20 protein-coding genes and 1 riboswitch are annotated in these 19,195 nt (G+C 35.2%); all 20 genes read right to left on the reverse strand.

Translation table 11 applies throughout. The annotated features are described in order from the left end of the window. Window positions 1-26: 26 nt before the first annotated feature. The 20 genes from H8707_RS11685 to H8707_RS11780 all read right to left on the reverse strand — a co-directional run bounded on the left by H8707_RS11685 (window position 27) and on the right by H8707_RS11780 (window position 19,164). On the reverse strand, window positions 27-521 hold the full coding sequence (locus tag H8707_RS11685) for a virulence RhuM family protein (protein ID WP_262430313.1): 495 nt from the start codon (window positions 519-521) through the stop codon (window positions 27-29). A gap of 910 nt (window positions 522-1,431) precedes the next feature. Continuing rightward, window positions 1,432-1,830, reverse strand: a complete 399-nt coding sequence (locus tag H8707_RS11690; RefSeq protein WP_262430351.1) for a universal stress protein — start codon at window positions 1,828-1,830, stop codon at window positions 1,432-1,434. A 50-nt stretch (window positions 1,831-1,880) separates the two neighbouring features. Continuing rightward, a complete protein-coding gene (locus H8707_RS11695; RefSeq protein ID WP_262430314.1) occupies window positions 1,881-2,879 on the reverse strand; it encodes a GGGtGRT protein in 999 nt (332 codons plus the stop codon). Window positions 2,880-2,890: 11 nt separating this feature from the next. Then, window positions 2,891-3,583 carry an iron-sulfur cluster assembly scaffold protein gene (locus H8707_RS11700; protein WP_262430315.1) on the reverse strand — a complete coding sequence of 231 codons (693 nt, stop codon included), beginning with the start codon at window positions 3,581-3,583 and terminating at the stop codon, window positions 2,891-2,893. A gap of 405 nt (window positions 3,584-3,988) precedes the next feature. Beyond that, the gene (locus H8707_RS11705; protein WP_262430316.1) at window positions 3,989-4,126 is read right to left on the reverse strand and encodes a hypothetical protein; all 138 of its coding nucleotides are present in this window, start codon (window positions 4,124-4,126) and stop codon (window positions 3,989-3,991) included. Between the two features lie 34 nt (window positions 4,127-4,160). Continuing rightward, window positions 4,161-5,354 (reverse strand): cation:proton antiporter, encoded by a 1,194-nt coding sequence (locus tag H8707_RS11710; RefSeq protein WP_262430317.1) that lies wholly within the window; start codon window positions 5,352-5,354, stop codon window positions 4,161-4,163. Window positions 5,355-5,787: 433 nt separating this feature from the next. Continuing rightward, entirely contained in the window at window positions 5,788-6,168 is a 381-nt protein-coding gene (locus H8707_RS11715) for a hypothetical protein (protein WP_262430318.1), read from the reverse strand. Window positions 6,169-6,253: 85 nt separating this feature from the next. After that, window positions 6,254-6,327, reverse strand: a riboswitch (Fluoride riboswitch). A gap of 37 nt (window positions 6,328-6,364) precedes the next feature. Next, window positions 6,365-6,658, reverse strand: a complete 294-nt coding sequence (locus H8707_RS11720; protein ID WP_262430319.1) for a hypothetical protein — start codon at window positions 6,656-6,658, stop codon at window positions 6,365-6,367. 106 nt (window positions 6,659-6,764) lie between these two features. Further along, a complete protein-coding gene (locus H8707_RS11725; protein ID WP_262430320.1) occupies window positions 6,765-7,949 on the reverse strand; it encodes a hypothetical protein in 1,185 nt (394 codons plus the stop codon). Continuing rightward, complete coding sequence (locus H8707_RS11730) at window positions 7,946-9,106, reverse strand: hypothetical protein (RefSeq protein WP_262430321.1); 1,161 nt, start codon at window positions 9,104-9,106, stop codon at window positions 7,946-7,948. Before H8707_RS11730 ends, H8707_RS11725 begins: the two co-directional genes overlap by 4 nt. A 2-nt stretch (window positions 9,107-9,108) precedes the next feature. Then, the gene (locus tag H8707_RS11735) at window positions 9,109-9,960 is read right to left on the reverse strand and encodes an ABC transporter ATP-binding protein (protein WP_262430322.1); all 852 of its coding nucleotides are present in this window, start codon (window positions 9,958-9,960) and stop codon (window positions 9,109-9,111) included. Continuing rightward, entirely contained in the window at window positions 9,947-10,678 is a 732-nt protein-coding gene (locus tag H8707_RS11740) for a hypothetical protein (RefSeq protein WP_262430323.1), read from the reverse strand. The genes H8707_RS11735 and H8707_RS11740 overlap by 14 nt, the downstream gene beginning before the upstream one ends. Next, entirely contained in the window at window positions 10,665-11,210 is a 546-nt protein-coding gene (locus tag H8707_RS11745) for an RNA polymerase sigma factor (protein WP_262430324.1), read from the reverse strand. The genes H8707_RS11740 and H8707_RS11745 overlap by 14 nt, the downstream gene beginning before the upstream one ends. Before the next feature lie 244 nt (window positions 11,211-11,454). Continuing rightward, window positions 11,455-14,055, reverse strand: a complete 2,601-nt coding sequence (locus H8707_RS11750; protein ID WP_262430325.1) for a sigma-54-dependent transcriptional regulator — start codon at window positions 14,053-14,055, stop codon at window positions 11,455-11,457. Between the two features lie 82 nt (window positions 14,056-14,137). Continuing rightward, entirely contained in the window at window positions 14,138-14,500 is a 363-nt protein-coding gene (locus tag H8707_RS11755) for a VOC family protein (RefSeq protein WP_262430326.1), read from the reverse strand. A gap of 12 nt (window positions 14,501-14,512) precedes the next feature. Then, window positions 14,513-15,553 carry a zinc-dependent alcohol dehydrogenase gene (locus H8707_RS11760; RefSeq protein ID WP_262430327.1) on the reverse strand — a complete coding sequence of 347 codons (1,041 nt, stop codon included), beginning with the start codon at window positions 15,551-15,553 and terminating at the stop codon, window positions 14,513-14,515. A 17-nt stretch (window positions 15,554-15,570) separates the two neighbouring features. Then, window positions 15,571-16,407, reverse strand: a complete 837-nt coding sequence (locus tag H8707_RS11765; RefSeq protein ID WP_262430328.1) for a class II fructose-bisphosphate aldolase — start codon at window positions 16,405-16,407, stop codon at window positions 15,571-15,573. Window positions 16,408-16,448: 41 nt separating this feature from the next. Then, complete coding sequence (locus tag H8707_RS11770; protein WP_262430329.1) at window positions 16,449-17,258, reverse strand: sorbitol-6-phosphate dehydrogenase subunit; 810 nt, start codon at window positions 17,256-17,258, stop codon at window positions 16,449-16,451. Window positions 17,259-17,269: 11 nt separating this feature from the next. After that, window positions 17,270-17,950 (reverse strand): deoxyribose-phosphate aldolase, encoded by a 681-nt coding sequence (deoC, locus tag H8707_RS11775; RefSeq protein ID WP_262430330.1) that lies wholly within the window; start codon window positions 17,948-17,950, stop codon window positions 17,270-17,272. A gap of 20 nt (window positions 17,951-17,970) precedes the next feature. Next, entirely contained in the window at window positions 17,971-19,164 is a 1,194-nt protein-coding gene (locus tag H8707_RS11780) for a mannitol dehydrogenase family protein (RefSeq protein ID WP_262430331.1), read from the reverse strand. Between the last annotated feature and the right edge of the window lie 31 nt (window positions 19,165-19,195).

Raw genomic sequence — 19,195 nt, forward strand, 5'->3', positions numbered from 1 at the left:
ATTATATTTTACCATACCATAATATTTTACACCATTCTTAGCATCGTTTCATAAAAAAGTGCTGGACGCAACAAACGAATATCCCTAATATGGACAAGCAACTCTTTCCAGTAGTTACCGCCGCCATTTCCTTTCAATCGTTCATCATCCATAGTAAAACCTTTGATCATATATTCTTTTAAGCGCTCCGTTGCCCAACGTCTAAAATTAGTCGCAATTACAGGCTTTACCCTATACCCAAGGGGAATAATCATATCAAGATTATAAAATAGCATTTCTCGTGCCACCTCACGATTGCCTTCTTTTCGAACCTGTCGGAAATTCCGACAGGTTGAATCTTCATCAAGTTCACCCTCTTCATAGATATGTTTAATATATTCTACCACATTTGTGCGAGAGGTCTGGAATAAATCAGCCATTTGCTGCTGTATCAACCATACAGTGTCATCATGGACTTTGACCTCGATATTTGTTAATCCATCATCCGACTGATAATTTAGAATCTCACCATAGTTATCCACCTACATTCACACCTAATCTTTATAATATTTCATTTTCAAAACAGGATTACTCTTGTCTTTGCATTCCTTATATTCGTAGATTTCTTTAAAATGTTCTGGAGTTAGTTTCACTTCACAAAAAAATTGGAGAACAAAATGTCCCACAAAATTCCATCCTCAAATAACAATTCGGCTATCTACAATTGTTAATAAAATACCATCTATCTTTAGCTTGAGGTTTATTTATCACCGAGCATTTCTCTAAGTTGTTCAAATGTCACAACCATCTGGATAATTTTTAAATTTTTTTCGATAATATTGTTTATCTCTCATTTTTAGTCAACTCTTATAATCATTTATCAGTGATAGATCTGACTGCGTAATCTAAAATTTGCGGTACCTTATCTGCAGTAGATAATAGAAATTCCTCCATGTCCCTCCTAATATCTCTCCAACGTGATTTATATTCATAAAATTGTGGTTTTCATAGGTGCTAGTAACTACAGGAAAGCATGCTCGTCATGCTTAAAGCTGCTTTTATGCAGGTTTTACGAGTTCTAAAGTTCCAATTTGTTCCACTGCATTCCAGATACTTCTAAATGACTTGTAAACTCAAAATCTGTTATCCACATGAGTGTGTGGGTTCGAGTCCCACCACCGGCACCACTTAAAAAACTCTTTAATCCATGGACTAAAGAGTTTTTTGTTGTTTCAATTAGGAATAAATAATCACAGATTCTTATATAAAGTTCACTTCGCTATTCCCCCATTTCATATTTTTTCCCCGAATAAATATAAAGAGGAGTTGCCAGTCATCAGCTTGAAAAGCGATTTAGACTATTGCCAAGGGAGAACTTCATTTCCTCTATATTAATCATACAACCTAAGAGGATATGAGTCAATTCCAACTTACTTTTTAATAATTCCTCTATTATTCTGGAACAATCATAACAATGCAAGTAGCGTATTTGACAACATGCATTGCAACTGATCCGATCATACTTACCCAGCCTTTACGTGTTGATTTAGTCATAACAATAATATCGGCATTTCCCAATTTTGCAGTTTCTAATATTTCTTCGCCGGCACGACCAAATGAAACATGCTTGCTAATATTATAACTTTTCAAAAGTTCTTCAGCCTCATCCAATATTGGCATTATTTCTTTTTTTGCATCTTCATACTCCATCTTTGAGCGTATCATATCTAAGTCTTCCCTAACTACAAGTAATATTACTTCTATGCTTTCCGGCATATATAAATCTTGAACAAGCTCAATTGATTTTTTACTTCTTTCTGTACCGTCAAGTGGGATAAGTATTTTTTTCATAGTACACACCCTTTCTTTAGTTAATGAATTATTTATATTTAATGACAATACTAGGCCATAGATTGCTCGACGGCAACAGCAACAGCGACAGTTGCACCCACCATTGGGTTATTTCCCATTCCTAAAAATCCCATCATTTCAACGTGTGCAGGCACAGAGCTGGAACCGGCAAACTGGGCATCGGAATGCATACGTCCTAAGGTATCTGTCATGCCGTAAGAAGCAGGTCCAGCCGCCATATTGTCGGGATGAAGTGTACGTCCAGTACCGCCGCCGGAAGCAACAGAAAAGTAGTGTTTACCTCGCTCTACACACTCCTTTTTGTAAATTCCTGCAACAGGATGCTGAAAACGTGTAGGATTGGTAGAATTTCCGGTAATTGAAACATCTACATCTTCCAAATGCATGATAGCTACACCCTCACGCACATCATCAGAACCGTAACAGCGAATTTCTTTACGTTCCGTATCTGAATAGGATATTTCATCAATTACAGATAATATTCCCGTATTATAATCAAATTGGGTTTTCACATAGGTAAATCCATTGATTCGTGAAATAATCTGTGCCGCATCTTTACCTAACCCATTCAGAATAACCCTTAATGGTTTATTACGACTTTTGTTTGCTGCACGGACAATTCCAATTGCACCCTCAGCAGCAGCAAAAGACTCATGGCCTGCTAGAAACGCAAAACATTCAACATTATCCTGTAAGAGCATGGCTGCAAGTTTTCCGTGACCAATTCCAACCTTCCTATCATCTGCTACAGAGCCGGGAATACAAAAGGACTGAAGACCGATTCCAATTGCATCTGCCGCTTCAGTGGCTTTCAAACATCCTTTTTTAATTGCAATAGCTGCACCAACAACATATGCCCAGCATGCATCGTCAAAAGCTATAGGCTGAATTTCTTTTACAATTGCCGCAGGTGAAAAACCATTATTCAAACATATCTGTTCTGCTTCATCTAAAGAGTTTATCCCATACTGCAATAAAACTGTATTGATTTGACTGATTCTACGATCATAGTTTTCAAAAAAAGTCATCATTTACCCTCCTATTCATGACGTGGGTCAACGAAAGTAATCCCTTCGTTAAATCGTCCATAAATTCCTGTTGCATCTACAATCGCTTGGTTTGCATCAATGCCTTGCTTAACTAACTCCATTACCTTACCCATATTAACAAACTCATAACCGATTATTAGACTGTTTCTATCTAACGCAATACGTGTTACATAACCCTCAGCCATTTCTAGGTACCTCGGTCCTTTATCCTTTGTATCATACATAGTTCCAATCTGGCTGCGAAGTCCTTTACCCAGATCTTCCAAACCAGCTCCAATCGGCAGACCACCTTCCGAAAAAGCTGTTTGACTTCGTCCATACACAAGCTGTAAGAACAACTCACGCATCGCTACATTGATTGCATCGCAGACAAGATCACTGTTGAGTGCTTCCAATATTGTCTTGCCAGTCAGGATTTCTGCTGCCATAGCCGCAGAATGCGTCATGCCGGAGCAACCGATGGTTTCAATCAGTGCTTCTTCAATAATCCCGATTTTAACATTCAAGGTGAGTTTGCACGCTCCCTGTTGTGGTGCGCACCATCCAATGCCATGCGTTAATCCGCTGACCTCGTGAATTTCTTTTACTTTGATCCATTTGCCTTCTTCCGGAATTGGTGCAGGACCATGATATGTTCCTTGTTTTACCATACACATAGCTTCAACTTCTGATGAATAAATCATATACTATCTCCTTTCCATTTAATACTTCATATAATCACCTTATATTTATTATTTCCTTCAGCTACAAGCAGATCAAAGAAAAACGATCCACAGCATCAATATACTTTTGATATAATATAGCTTTTACAATAAACTACACTTCTTTTTTCCATACTAACTTGCAACTCTTTACTGCGATCGCTACTGTAATTCTGTAATCATCTGATTATCTTCTTATAATATCAAAAGAAAGGGCTTCATTTATAAAATTAATTATATACTACTTAAGAAACCAAATAACTTACAGCCTGTAGATACAAACTGAACAAAATGGCTGCCAAAATGAAAACTCTGACTATTTTTATAAATCTATCAGCTCTCTTTATTTTAAGAGTGCTTTCAAGGAGCTGCAACAAATCGGATAATTCATTGATTAGTATCTTCGACAGCCTTATCGCAATAGGAGAGCTGTTCCTTATGAAAGATAGAAACAAATAAAACAACATAACTAAGATATGGTATTGTGACGTTTTCAATACTAGATATATCTTTGATTTTAGGCATGAGTATTTCCTCCTAAAAATATTACTTTATTATTTTAAGCACTTCTTTTTAATTGCCTTATGAGAAGCTTTTTGTAAGTCAAATCTATGCCAAATGCGCCAAGCGGAGCAGTAATTAGAATGGACAATACCGCCACAGTTAAGACAATTTGTCCGCAAAGAAGACCCATTGCCAAAGGCAGTGAACCAATTGCGGCCTGTACAGTCGCCTTTGGCGTATAGGCGATCATGCAGAAAAGGCGTTCCTTCATGTTAAGCTTCGTTTTAATCAGGCACACAAAGACACCAAGCATTCTAAATAGCAATGCTCCAAAAATGAGTAGAATCGTTGCGCCACCAGATACCAGTGCATATTGAATATCCACTGTCACCCCAACAAGGACAAACAACAAAATCTCCGCAGCGACCCAGAGCTTTGAGAATTTTGAGGATAGACGATCAGCCAACTCAGATCGTTGACGCTGAATTGCCACACCAACCGCCATAACAGCTAGCAGGCCGGAAAAGGGAACAAACCCCTCTAGCACACTTTCTGCCGCAACCAAAAGAAATGAAAGGCTTAGCAAAATAACCACCTTTGCAGAATCTCGCACATGTATCTTTTTAAAAACCACGGAAAGTAGCACACCAAGTAGTATTCCCACAACAAGACCAGTAATAATTGAAATGGGTATTTGTGCAAAGCTTAGAGCCGATATTGCTTCCCCTTTTGCAAGTCCGGTAAATGCCGTAAACATAACAATTACAAAAACATCGTCAACACTGGCTCCCGCCATAATCAGTTGAGGAATACTCATGTTCATACCATATCCGTTTTCCATTAAGTTCAGCATTTTGGGGACAACCACAGCAGGAGATACAGCGGCTACAACCGCACCCATTATAGCGGCTTCCAGCACAGAAATACCAAGTAGCTTTGGTGCCAGCACAATCATGCCTAGAATTTCAAAACATGCCGGAACAAAACACATAAGAATAGCTGGACGCCCGACCCTTTTAAGGTCGTTCAAGTCAAGTGAAAGACCGGCACGGGTCAAAATGATAATGAGTGCCAATTGTCTCAAGTCTGCGGATATGGATAAGATGGATCCATCCAACAAATTTAATGCATATGGCCCCAGAATAATCCCAGTAATCAGCATACCGAGCAAACTCGGCAACCGAAGTTTTTGAAACAGTGAACCTAATAACATCCCACATAAAAAAATTAAAGCAAGGCTTGTTAACATAATTTTGTCCTCCTAATTATTATAATTTTAGTTCGCTTCTCGATGTTCTGTGTTTAGGAAGACATATTTTTGTCCTTCCCTATCAAGTCGCAAAGCAGTTATGGTATTTCTGCCTCACCTTTAGATTCTTCTTTCACAAAAATTTTATGGTATAAATCGTCTCCAAACCCGGTTTGTGTAGGGGCACCCTCAATGATGCGGAAAGTACGGTACCCGTCAGAACGCCGTTCAGCCTGCAGAAAAGCGACATAAGATAGGTTCCGGGTATAGTAGCTGTAAGAAAAATCAAATAGGTGGCTGACAGAAAAGACCTCAATATCGCTATCTAACAGTGCATTCGTGCAAAAGTGGTTTTCCCTCCCTGATTGGGACCGGTAATTACGATAATTCGTTCCGACTGTTCCAGGACAAAATCATTTACCACTGCTTTTCCTTAAGGCCAAAGACTGCTCGCCGCGTGACAGTATTGCTCTGCATAATTCAACAGAGTTCCCTGGGTCAAGTAATTGTTGTTGAAGCTGTCATTTGAATAAAAATCCTTTTTGACGGCTGACATTCCACGATCCAATCTGCGCATATAACTAGAAAACTTCTTAATCCTTTGATGAAGTTCCGGATTTTGCATATCAGTAAGTATCTCCTGTCGATATCGAATTTCATCTGGTTCCTTTAATGCTGTGCAAAAAAGGGGGATGAGGTCAAAATCCTCACCTTTCATGCACGCATCCATAATTTGATCAAGGCATAAGTCCTTGAAATATTCTGGCTGAATATTGCTATGGAATTCATAGTCATATTCTCGATCTGGAAACAAAATACTATAATACATACTTCTTACCTCCGCTTATTTGTCACAGGGCACAAAAAAACTGATGCTACCTGCAGGACAAACATATTGTTTGTAAGCAGAAGTCATCAGCTTAATAAGCGATTTAGGCTATTGCCAAGGGAGAACTTCATTCCCAATGCTAATAATACCCTACTTAAAAATAAAAGTCAATATTTCTTTTTTATAGTGGAAGTAGGGTGAAATATATTATGAAATGAAAAGTCGAAAAATATAATTTAAAACTTTGGGCTCTCCCACTGGAATTTATATTGAAATCAATAGCATAATTTTCTTTTAATTGCATTGTGAAAGTTCCAGTTAATTGCTCGACAGGTTTCCTGTCTGTACCTATTGAAATAGCCCCACCACCAATACTACTCCAATTTTTGTCGCCTTCAAGTTTATAAATATTTATATTTAAAGTTATTGCCTCCTTTGGTGCATGAAAAGAAATAATTTGTGAATTATCTTCCATTCCAAATGATTGTAATATATATTTTTCACTTTCAGATAGTTCATAAGGTGCTATCCCTTCTTCTGTTAAGAGTTTAGGCGAATCTTTCTGATATTATTTTAAATTATCATAGCAAATCGGCTTTTATCTCTCTATGCAAAATATATACAGACGAAGTTAGTCCCATTATCAGTACAAATAAACACACGATTGGTTCCAGCCATGGTAATCCCGTTAATCTATAAAAGAAATTGACATTGCTGAAGGTCTTAAAGAATACCTTAAAGCTAATTAAACAGAATACACCAAATACGGGAATAAGTTTCATGATTAATACTACCAAGTTCTGGCTGAACCTTGAAATCACAAAGGCTACTGTCGCCGAACCTATGCTTAAAATATAAAGTAGCAAAATATAATATATAATATACTGACCATAAGTTAAATCAAACCAGAAAAAATCTACTGCTACATTCAAAAATGAGGTAAGTCCATTGTTCCAAAATACAAATGTACCATTTGCGGTATAAATAGCTCCAAATATTAAGACCAACAATGTAGTGATTATAAATGCTGAAATGATAATAGAAATAAACTGCTGGAGCAAAATCTTTCTTCCATTTTTGGAGCTATATTGCAACAAATGAATATTTCCTGAACGATCATTAACAACAAGTGGTGAAACCAATACAAGTGTTATTAAAATAGTCAAAATAGCTAAATAGATTGAGTATGAGACTGTATTCTCAAATGAATATGCATCCATAATATTTAAATATTCTTCTTTTTCTTTTATTTCCTGTAGACGAATCAGCTCTCTTCCAGGTGTATCATCTGAGTTTAAAGCTCTATCCAATACATATAAAGGATAATTATGATATCGCCCTTCAATCGAGTCCAAAGCTTGTATTTTAAATCTTACAAAATCACCTTCTTCTCTAAGCAAAGTCCAAATAGCCTCATGCTCCCTCTCGGTTTGATCATCCTTTTCATGAATTCTTTCATAGTCTTCAAAGCTATATATTCCAACCTCAGAAAAAATAGGGAATTTATCAATATATTCTTCTGCCTCAGATATAAGAACATCTCTTTCTTTCATAAAATCAGAGAACTCCGCATCCGTAATCTTGGCACCATATCTTTTTGACATTTCTATAGCATATTCTATTTCTTCAGTTATAGAATGTCCATTTTTAAAAAACACTATAAAGTTACTCATAAAAATTGTATAAAATAAGCCACTAATTATAAAAGCCACTAAAATAAGCTTTAAATCCCATATTTTCTTTATCTCGTTTAAAATTATTCTCATATGATATCCCTCCTTTTAAATCTAGCTGCAGCCAATATAGAAAAGGCTGTTAAAGCAAGTATTGATACACAAAGTCCCATTGTCTCAAAATATTTCCATAAGGTATCAGTATCTCCATCAGTAAACCACAGACTATGCTTTAGCCATAGCCAAACCGGTGATAACATAGAATAATATTTGATATAATAGCTAAACAATGTGGTATTTGGTATCATAAGTGGTATAGCAATCATCAGTGCGTTGATGATTAGAAATACGAAAAAGCTTATATAGCTGTTTTGTATTATAGTCCCTATAATAAATGCCACAAGGATAAAGGAACAAATTAATCCAATACTCATAGCTATAGTTGCAAGGAAATAAGTGAAAACACTATAACTATGCCATGTAACAAAGGGTCTTACCCCTGCAATAATATCATTTCTATAATTAAATATACTGGAAACACTACTGCCCCAAATTCCACTATAATCGTTCATACTAAAATAAATCAAAAAAGTAACCGTAAATAAAAGCAAATAGCCTCCAAGAGCTGCTGATATTGAGGCAGCAAATTTTGACCTTAGAATATTTCTCCCTGTTTTGGTTGAATATACAATGCCTTCAGTCCTATTGTTATTTTCATATCCTAATGAGAGTAAAATTAAAAGTGCGGAGATAAGCACGCCTTCGACAATCAGCCATCCCATCAAATCTTTAAATAGCAGTTGATGCATATAATAAGTAGCTCCTGCAAAATAAAGTGTCATTGCTTCATTACTTTCACCCTTTTTATTTACTACATTTTGCAAATCAGAGTATTTGTTTCGCATAATTTTAGCAAATCTCTCCGGCGCACCAGTTGCTTCTATATACCTTTCTCCTACTTCATTTATATTATATTCATCAAATACGTCTTCAACTTGGTACGTATCAAGTTGAAGCTGCTCTAAATAATCAGCCTCTATATCATTTGCCTGTACCTGTGATAATTTATTATAAAAATCTTCATTTAACACATATCCTGTTTCATGAGATATTTCCCCTATAAAATCAACATATTTATCACCGGAATTGCTTATAACCAGAAAAATATTGAATACCAAAAAGAGTATGATTAGAACCCATAATGTAACTGATGAATACAATTTCTTAAGCTCAAGTCTGTAAATATTCATGATTACACCCCATCATTATACACATATAAAAATACATCTTCTAAGGTAGGAGTTACTCTGCGTGCTTCACCATTATATTCTATATCTGTTGCAAACTTTACAAGGGTATTGTCCCCCTCCTGTCTCTGGGTTAACAATATATGAGGTGTCTTAACATTCTCAATATCCCACGTTTCATATACTTTTCCTTCCAAAGTATTGCATATATGGGATGGAGAATCATTGCAAAATAGCTTATGATCCTTAAACATAATGACCTGATTTGCAATTGTCTCTATATCAGAAACTATATGAGTTGATAAGATAACTATTCTATCCTTAGACAAACCGGAAATCATATTTCTAAATCTAACTCTCTCCTTTGGATCAAGACCTGCTGTGGGTTCATCAAGTATTAGAATCTTTGGATCATTTAATAAAGCTTGTGCTATTCCGACACGCTGAATCATTCCGCCTGAAAACTTTCGCATTTTCTTATCAAATACATCTTCCAATGCAACCAATTCCATAAGTTCTGTTATTTTTTCCTTTGAATCGTGCTTATCAATGCCCTTTAATGCTGCCAGATAGTCAAGAAACTGTCTCGGTGAATAGTTCTTATAATATCCAAATTCTTGTGGCAAGTACCCAATTATATCCCTATATTTTTCATCTAATGCTCTGATGTCTGTACCCTCCCAGAGTATCTCCCCTTTTGTTGGGAAAAGAAGTGTGGTGAGCATTTTTATCAAAGTAGTTTTCCCAGCCCCATTTGGTGCAAGTAACCCATATACTCCATTTTCAAATTCAAGATCTATATTCTCAAGTGCAGTAAAGTCATTGTATTTTTTTGTAACATTATTAACTGCCAACATAATATTGAACCTCCATTTTATTCATATTAATTAATTTCTTTATTTCATTTAGATATAAAATAAACCCAATTACACTTACGGTTAAAGTTATTCCTATAGGGATTTGTGATAATAATAATTCCCAGCTTTCACCGAGAATCAAAACCGGTAGAAGCACAATTGTTACCCATACTACTAGTGAAGTAAAATGCACCCATCTGCCATTAAAATTCCTCATAATGTATATGGTAAATGCTGCACATATAAATAGTGCACTTAGGGTAATGGAAACTGCTCTAAGAAAATTATATTTATCAGGTATACTTATACTTATGAAAATGCATATTACCATACTTATCAGCGAATAACACAAAATTCGAAAGATAATTACCTCCTGGATTGTATATTTAAAGGTCATCTTAAGCTCATACAGACTGCCATTTCTTTCAAAAAATTCTGTAAGGAATACGACTGTAATAAAAAACAATGGTGATACTGCATATAACGTGGAGTACACATTTCGCGGTGAAGATAAGGAGTAAAGCAGGAAAAATCCCACGGTTACAGCAACTGCCATTATTATTGCCTGCGATATATCAAAAAAAATAAATTTAAATCCAAGCGTTCGGTATATTTTATTTGAAAATTGCATAAGTCCATCGGGCTTGGATAACCCTTTTGATAAAATATTTTCTATTGCATTTTCTTTTTCGCTATTTGTAGGTTTAATAATATTCATCCTCAAACTCCTCCCTTATAATTTTTAATAACCTATAATAATTTGACTTTACCGTAGATTCCGGCAAGGATAAGATGCTGGCAATCTGGGGAAAGGTATACTCTGCAAATATCTTCAATCTAAAAATCTGCTGTGATTTCATGTCCAGAGAATTAATATAATCTTGCAGTCTCAACAACAATTCCTTATTTTCAATATCTATTGTAAACATCCTTTGATCCTCAATATCGTATTCTCCTAAATCAATTATTCTTCTTTCAACAGAGTTCTTTCTAAAGTAGTCAATGATTTTATTTGTACCAATTCGATACAGCCAAGTTCGAAAGCCAGCTTTCTTATTATCATAGGTTGAAATAGACTTAAGCATAGATATAAATATATTTTGAGTCACATCCATAGCAGTGTGCTTGTCTGACATCTGTTTATATACATAAGTGTAGATTTCATCATAGTATTTTCTGATCAATTCATCAGCTGCTTTTCTATTCCCTGTTCTTTGTATACGGCTTATTAATTTGTTTTCCTCCTCCAAAGCATCACCACCCCTTATTTATCCTCTCATTTATATGTTCGCATCACAAGAGAAAAAAGTTTCAAAAATAAAAAAATAATTATTTTATCAATACTATAGTTATTACCTAATTTAAAAAAACTTACTCGTTCTTAACAAGCAAAAGGATGTCCATTTCTGAACATCCTACAATCTACAATTTATAATTAAAATCATTATATTTATATTATCACCGGTCCATAAAAAAGCTGCTTTATGGCTATTTTCAAATCACATGAATACTAGTGCCAAGCATTTCCACCACATATGCAATTTCATCATCAGGAATACTGATAGCATAACATTCTTCTATAGCAACAAATTTAGCCCGGACTAAAGCAAATAACTCTTCATATTCACTTTTGATTTGCGAAATCTCATAATTTGAAAACGATTCTTTCCTTATGCTTCTTTCTATCATACAAGAACAGTGAAAGAAAAATTTTGTTATAATACTGTTGCTTATATCTACATTCAATTCATTTAATATTTCCTTTAAGACAGACATTAAAATATCACATACTTTCTGCGGATTTAAAAACGTCAAAGTGCTTTCGATTATTTCCACCATAATATCTTTATAATGTTCAGGATCACAATTGGCCAGATACTTATACGAATATCCCGCATAAGGAATTTCCCTTTCTTGTTTTTTACATGTGCTTATACTAATAACATCTTTATATAGGGTGTCCAAATCCATTCCCGGAACAACCGCTTTTGAAACCGCCTCCAGTACCATTGGCATACTAACCTTATCTATTGTTTTTGTTTTTATTCCCGTATTTGAAGTAATAAGGTGCCCAAAATTTATGGTAGATCCCATGTCAACTAAAATCAAAACACCCTTGCTGCAATCAATTTTTTTAACTAAGCACAAAACACGTTCAAAAGCATCTTGTATTCTCTCTTCCAAAGGCATGTCTATCGCATATCCGTAATCAATTCCAAGAAGACTGCTGGCAACATCAATCATAGTGCTTGCTGCAGATTGCCCATGCGTAATTACCAGCACGATTACACCATTATCATTTTTATTTTCACCTATGGTATGCAAGAACATTGTTAAAAAATGTATTTCATTTTCAGGTATCTGCACAGAATAAACATCTTCCATGGACCTAATAAGAGTTTTCGCCAAAACATTTTCATCTGTATATTCCTTCGAATATTCATCAAAACCGTTAGGCTGCATATTATTTCCATTTAATGTTCTTTCTAATATTGAATTCATATGTAAAGCAAGTCCGTATATCTCTCTTTCACTCATATGTGAATTAGAATACGTTTCCTTAAAGTTTCTGATAATATCCAAAATCCTCGGCTCAACAATTTTAGATATTGTATCCATAATCGAGTTTGATTTAGATAATTTCACCTTTGAAAACATAGCATCAAATTGCCTATTTAATTCAATTGTTATTTCCCTTCGTTTTTGCGTATCGTTTAATCCTTGACCGCTGAGCTCCTCCCATTTTTTTGCTATTGACTCATAAAATCCATCTTTTAAATTAAACTGCTCTTTAGGCTTATCGATTCCGTAATAAAAATAATCATCATTATAATTCGTACCAAGTATATCCATAAGCAATTTATTATTATTACGAATTCTGTAAAATCCATCCATTAATCTACAAGAGGCATATGAAAGTTTTACTTCCATATAATCATACTTATATCTAATATAGTCAAGAAAAGAAATCGCGCAGAGCATTTGAATATCGCTTTTTAATTGCCCGATATTTCCCGGACAGTCATACAATAGCAATGCCTGAACAATTCCCTTGGAAACCTTTATTGGCATATTTACTCTCAAGGATTCTTCATGAAAAAAATAATTTATAAAATCAAGTCGCTCATTAAGAGTCCTTTCCTCTAAATTTGGAATATTAACCAACACAGGGAACCTGCGAACAAATGTGCTCAGCATAATGGAATCTATATTTTCGGTTGTTGCCGCTATTAAAAAAATTTTCGCATGCCTCACGCTCTCTGCTTCTCCCAGTCTGCGGAAAACTCCCTTATCCATTAATAAAAACAGCATCTCCTGCCCTTCAGGTGGCAAACGATAAACCTCATCAAGAAATAATATTCCCCCATCTGCTTTTTCAACCAAGCCTTGTTTATCGTTTTCAGCTCCGGTAAATGCACCTTTAGCATGCCCAAATAAAGCAGAATTTAGCAATTCCGGATTTTCACTATAATCCGCACAATTAAATACAATAAACGGAGCATCTGCTTTCAATCTTCCAACTTCACAGGAAAACATATATATAGCCTCAGCGAGCATGGACTTGCCGGTTCCTGTAGCCCCAGTTATTAATGTATTTAAACCGTTGGGCGGATACAGGACAGCAGCCTTTACCCGATCAATAATTAGTTTTAAGCTATCCTTAGAACCGATGATGTTTTCAAAAGTATTTTTACTTACACAATCCGCTCTTACATAATTATCATTCCAATTACTCAATACTATTTGATCATCATTTTTTCCGCTATCTTTGTATTTAATTAAATTTAAAAAATCTTTCTGATTTTCGAAAAGATATGATTTTAATGCTATATCAAATTTATCCTCTAAATATCCCGAATGGAGAAAACATACTGTTTTCCCCATTATCTTTACTACTTTTTTTTCTCTGAAAAGAGTGTTTAATTCTTTACTTACATTGTTTCTGAGTATTCCTGTTTCCCTGCTGATTATGCTGGCTTCAAAGCCTATCTGCATGTCAGGTTCCAAATCGTCTGAAAAAAGATCCTTTGTAAGACCATACAATGCATCATATACTCTATCTTTTCTTTTAATCGTTATGTTATCAGAATTCATCGATGCACCTCCAATAAAACATAATACCCATGATTATATATATTTTACCAATATCTATGACTTTTTTCAATACTTACACTCTTTATCTTTTTTTCAATATTTCTATTAAATATCCATCCGGATCTTCGACAAAATATTTGCACTTTTCTAACTCCTTGGATACAACTATATTTGATTTATTATGTGCTGAATAGCATTCATCAAAATCATCAGTAAAAAAAGCAAAGTGAAATGATTTATCGCCAAGATTATATGCTCCGCTTCTATTTTTATCTTTAATCAACTCCAAAAAAAAGTCAGGAGCAGACTTAAACCCGATAAAAACCATTTGAAACCTTTCATTATTGATTTCATTCAACTTTTCCATACCAAAATTATCTTCATAAAATTTCATGCTTCTTTCCATATTAGATACGTAATGACAGCAATGATTAAATGTATACATATTTTTTCCTCCTCATAATCTCACAGTAACACGATATGCTCCAGGTGTTGCTGCGCATTCAAATGCCTTTTGTATTTCAGATAGCGAAAAACTGTTCTCCAATAGACATTTTAAGTTGATTTCTTTCCTAGCCAAAATTTTTGATGCTTCCATGAAATCTGAAATTGTAGCATCATATGTCCCTATCAATTCCATAGCTCTGTAATGTATTTGATTTGAATCGATATCCAACTCTGGTGCAGGATATCCTGCAGCAAAAAACAATACTTTTCCATTGTCTCTTTTTAGCATTTTTATAGCTTGTTTATTAGCACTTGTTGTGCTGGCGGCACATATTACCAAATCCGCTCCTTTACCTTCTGTTAACAAATTTACTTTCTCAACTGGGTCGTCTTTACTAATATCAATTACGTCAAACCCAAGAGACATTGCCACATCGATTTTTTTTTGCATCATCTCTGTTATTATTACATTGCTGCCATAAAAGCGATATACCTGAGCATTCAATAGACCCATTGTTCCAGCACCAATCACAACAACATTATCAAATCGAGTTGGCCGTACTTTTTTTAACCCATGAACAACGGTTGCAAGTGGCTCTAAAAAACATGATTCTTCAAATGGTAAAGATGGATCAACCTTTACAGCAATTCTTGCATTAACCACTTTATATTCTGCAAATCCGATAAAGCCGCTAACTCCATCTTCTGTCGGTTTAATTGCATCCAATATATGTTCACATTGGATAGTATTTCCATTACGACACTCTTCGCATAATCCACAGAAAGGTATGCTAAAACCAACACAATCTCCTATGTTAAATTCAGAATTAACTTTATCTCCCTTGTCAATAATAATACCTATATTTTCATGACCTCCTGCAACAGGAAATTGCTTTTTCCTTGAACCAGTCCACACTCCATAATCTGCGGTACATATATTGCAAGCATATAATTTTACCAATAGATCATTTTCCCCCATTTTGGGAACTGGTCGTTCAAAAACCTCAGCCTGTTTTAGATCGGTTACAGCTGCATATTTCATCATTTTCATTATGTCTCACCTCCTTCCTATGCCTTATTATCTGACATAAATATTTTAATGTAATGACACAGTTTATCTTTAAAACCCTGAATAAATGCCTGTTGTGCAAAAAACATTACACCCATTTTTTCATCTTTCATACATTCGTTAAAGGTTTCTGTTCCAGCAACCAATAAATCCGTAGACAGATTGACTTTACAAATACCACATTCAACAGCTTTATTTAAAAGTTCATCACCCGTACTGCTCCCTCCATGCAAAACCAGTGGAATGCTTACAGATTTACGCAATTCTTTCAATCTCTCAAAGTCAATATGAGGAGTCCCTTTATACGCACCGTGTGCTGTACCTACGGCCACAGCCAATGCATCAATACCCGTTTCTTCAACGAAACGAACTGCCTCCATCGGGTCTGTCAATGCATTCACACCGTCTTGTGCATAGTTTGAGCCTTGACCTACATGTCCCAATTCAGCCTCTACGGTAACACCAAGTCTTTTAGCTATTTCAGTTACTTCCTTAACCTCTTTAACATTTTCTTTATAAGGCAAAGTCGAACGGTCTATCATAACACTTGTAAATCCTGCCCTTATGGCTTGAAGGCAAATATCATAACTTCTTCCATGATCAAGATTGATAGCCACAGGCACTTTTGCACTTTCTGATAACATAATTGCAATTTTCCCAAAACGCATGATATCATCCGACATTATCTTGTTATAATCCAAAATTATCGGTGCATTTAATTCTTCAGCTGCCTTTAAGGACGCAACTATTGAAAATTCATCCCAAACATTGGGAGCCGCGACTGCATATCCCCCAATATGTGCCTCATCTAAAAGTTCTTTCATTGTAACTAACATAACCTGAGCCTCCTATTCTTCTATTTTATTTTAATTATTTATTAACCCTTTGATTTTCCACCTGTTATACTTATGGTTGTCCCCGTAATGTAGCTTGCATGATCCGATACAAGATAGCACGCCAAATCAGCCAATTCTTCCAAGCGCCCTAGGCGACCGAGAGGTATCTTTTTAGAATAATCACTGTGTATTTTCTTTGGATCCGGCTCTTGTCCTCTTGCATAAGACAGTTCTTCAAAATAACCGCCTCCACCTAGATTAGTTCGTTCATTCATTGCAGGCTCCAATCCCACAACTCTAACATTATAAGGACCTAATTCCTTTGCCCATGATAATCCAAAAGCATGTACCGCAGCTTTTGTACCCGCATAGATACTTTGAGCCTTGGAGCCTTCTATCCCTGCCTCGGAAGTTACATTTACAATAACTCCTCTTTTCTGATTCACCATAATCCTTGCCACTGCCTGAGAACAGAAAAACACGCCCTTTTGATTTATATTTACCATATAATCAAAATCATCCTCCGAAGATTCCATCTCCGGTTTTTTCCCATAATAATCAATCAAAAGTCTTATTCGTCCTACCCCTGCATTATTTATCAAACCGTCGATTCTTCCGTATTTTTTAAATACGGTTTCCACCATATTATCTATTGATTTTTTACTGGAAACATCGCATATAATACTGTCAATCAGTTCAATGTTTTTATATTCCTCATTTATTTTTATATCTGCAGAAATGGTTCTTGCTCCATTAGCAGCAAAATTTCTTACCATCGCTTCTCCTATACCGCCTGCTCCGCCTGTTACAATAACAACTTTATCACTAAGATTAATCCACTTGTTACTCATATAATTTCTCCTTAAATATTGTTTTTTTCACGCATTTTATTAATAATTTTTACCCCGGAAGTCGTTCCAATACGAGTTGCTCCAGCTTCAACCATCACTAGCAGCGTTTCTAAATCACGAATGCCCGCCGACGCCTTTACACCTATAGTGGAAGGCACATGAGCACGCATAAGTTTTACATCTTCTACTGTTGCACCGCCGGGAGCAAAACCCGTACTTGTTTTTACATATCCTACTTCAACCTCGGAAGCTATATCACATAACCATATTTTCTCTTCATCACTTAAATAATAATTTTCAAATGTAACTTTGCTGGCCAAATTATCTCTTTTGCATAATTTAACAATTTCATTCATTTCATTTTTAATATAATTATAATTCTTTGCTTTAACCTCAAGAATATTGACACCAAATCCAATTTCATCTGCCCCAGCCTTAATGGCTTCTTCAGCTTCAAACAATTTAGCTGCAGTTGAAGATTGCGACAGAGGAAAAGAAATAGTTGCTGATGCTTTTACTCCGGAACCCTTTAAAATATTTTTACAAAATCCAACACTTGCTTCAGTGCAATCCATTGCCGCGAATTGATACTCAATTGCTTCCAAACATAATCTTTCCAATTCTTCATAACCATTTCCGATTTTAGGCACATGCTCTATCATATGTGCTATATCATTGGCTGAATATTTCATCTTTTTCTCCTTTTATTTAATTAATTTTTTTGAAAACATATTTCCATATAGTTATCATATATTAGTTGATATAATATATTTTCATTTTCAATCTCTAAATTTAATCCGCAAATTTCAGGAATTGCCTGTTTTATACCTTTTTCCCTGATCATATTCTGCATTTTTATTGCTACCGTGTCTTCTTCATTATCATACATTAAAAGATATGCAGCACTGCGTGCAAGGAAATACGGTAGTTTTCCTCGCTTTAAGCACAGCAAAGCGGGTCCTATATATCTGTCGTCATAACTCAATTTTCTCATTGGATCAGCTGCTAATCTTGCTATATCGTCTTTGACCTTACAATCCCAAAAAACATCAAAATAATGCTTTTTATTTTCCAGCATTTCTTCCTGGGTAAACCCAAATTCCTCTCCTACACCAAAATCCGCCTCGTCAAATGCCTTGTCTATAATATTTTTAATATAATTATCTTTAGAACACTCTATGTTATATTTATATCCTTTATAATTACCTATTGCGCTCATGGTACAATGCAGCATATTTCCGCACCACACCTTTTTTGCAAGTCTTCCCTCCATCTTGTCCAAATATTCCATAAAAGGCATATCGGGTTTCTCTCCGATTATATTATCTCCTACTTTTAAAACTCTGCCTTCGGAAGACGAAACACATAAAGGATCTTCAGCTAGCATTTCATCAGTAGGCTTTACACCACCTCTTACAGTCAAAGCCTCTATGATGCCGACATTTTCCATGAAATAATTTTTTTCAATTTCCGAATCCAAACGTTCAGTAATCAGCTCTTTCATTTTCCTTGCTGTAAAAACCTTATTTGCAAAGAAAAATACATTAAGAGGTTTTTTATTATTATTTTTTATACGCAGCTTTATTGCTTCCGAGAGCTGATCTGCAACAGAGGGAAATGCACTTGGATATAAAGAAACACAAATTATATTCAAATCAGCTATAATTTCAACAACTCTGTCAAAATCCCTTTCACAGGAATAAGCTTCGTAATTTGATATTATTTTTTTATCAACCTTACCTTCTCCACTTATAAACAACGTATACTTTCCAGCTTCGTTAAGCTTATCTACCATTTCGGTGAAGGCATCAACAAATATAATATGATATCCCGCATCCCCAAACAAATCCGCCAAATATCCTCTGCCGATTTTACCGGCACCGATTATCATTACTCTTTTTTCCATATAAAGACTCCTTTAACAATAATATAGGGGC

This window comes from Paratissierella segnis, assembly GCF_014385195.1.
GTDB lineage: Bacteria > Bacillota > Clostridia > Tissierellales > Tissierellaceae > Paratissierella > Paratissierella segnis.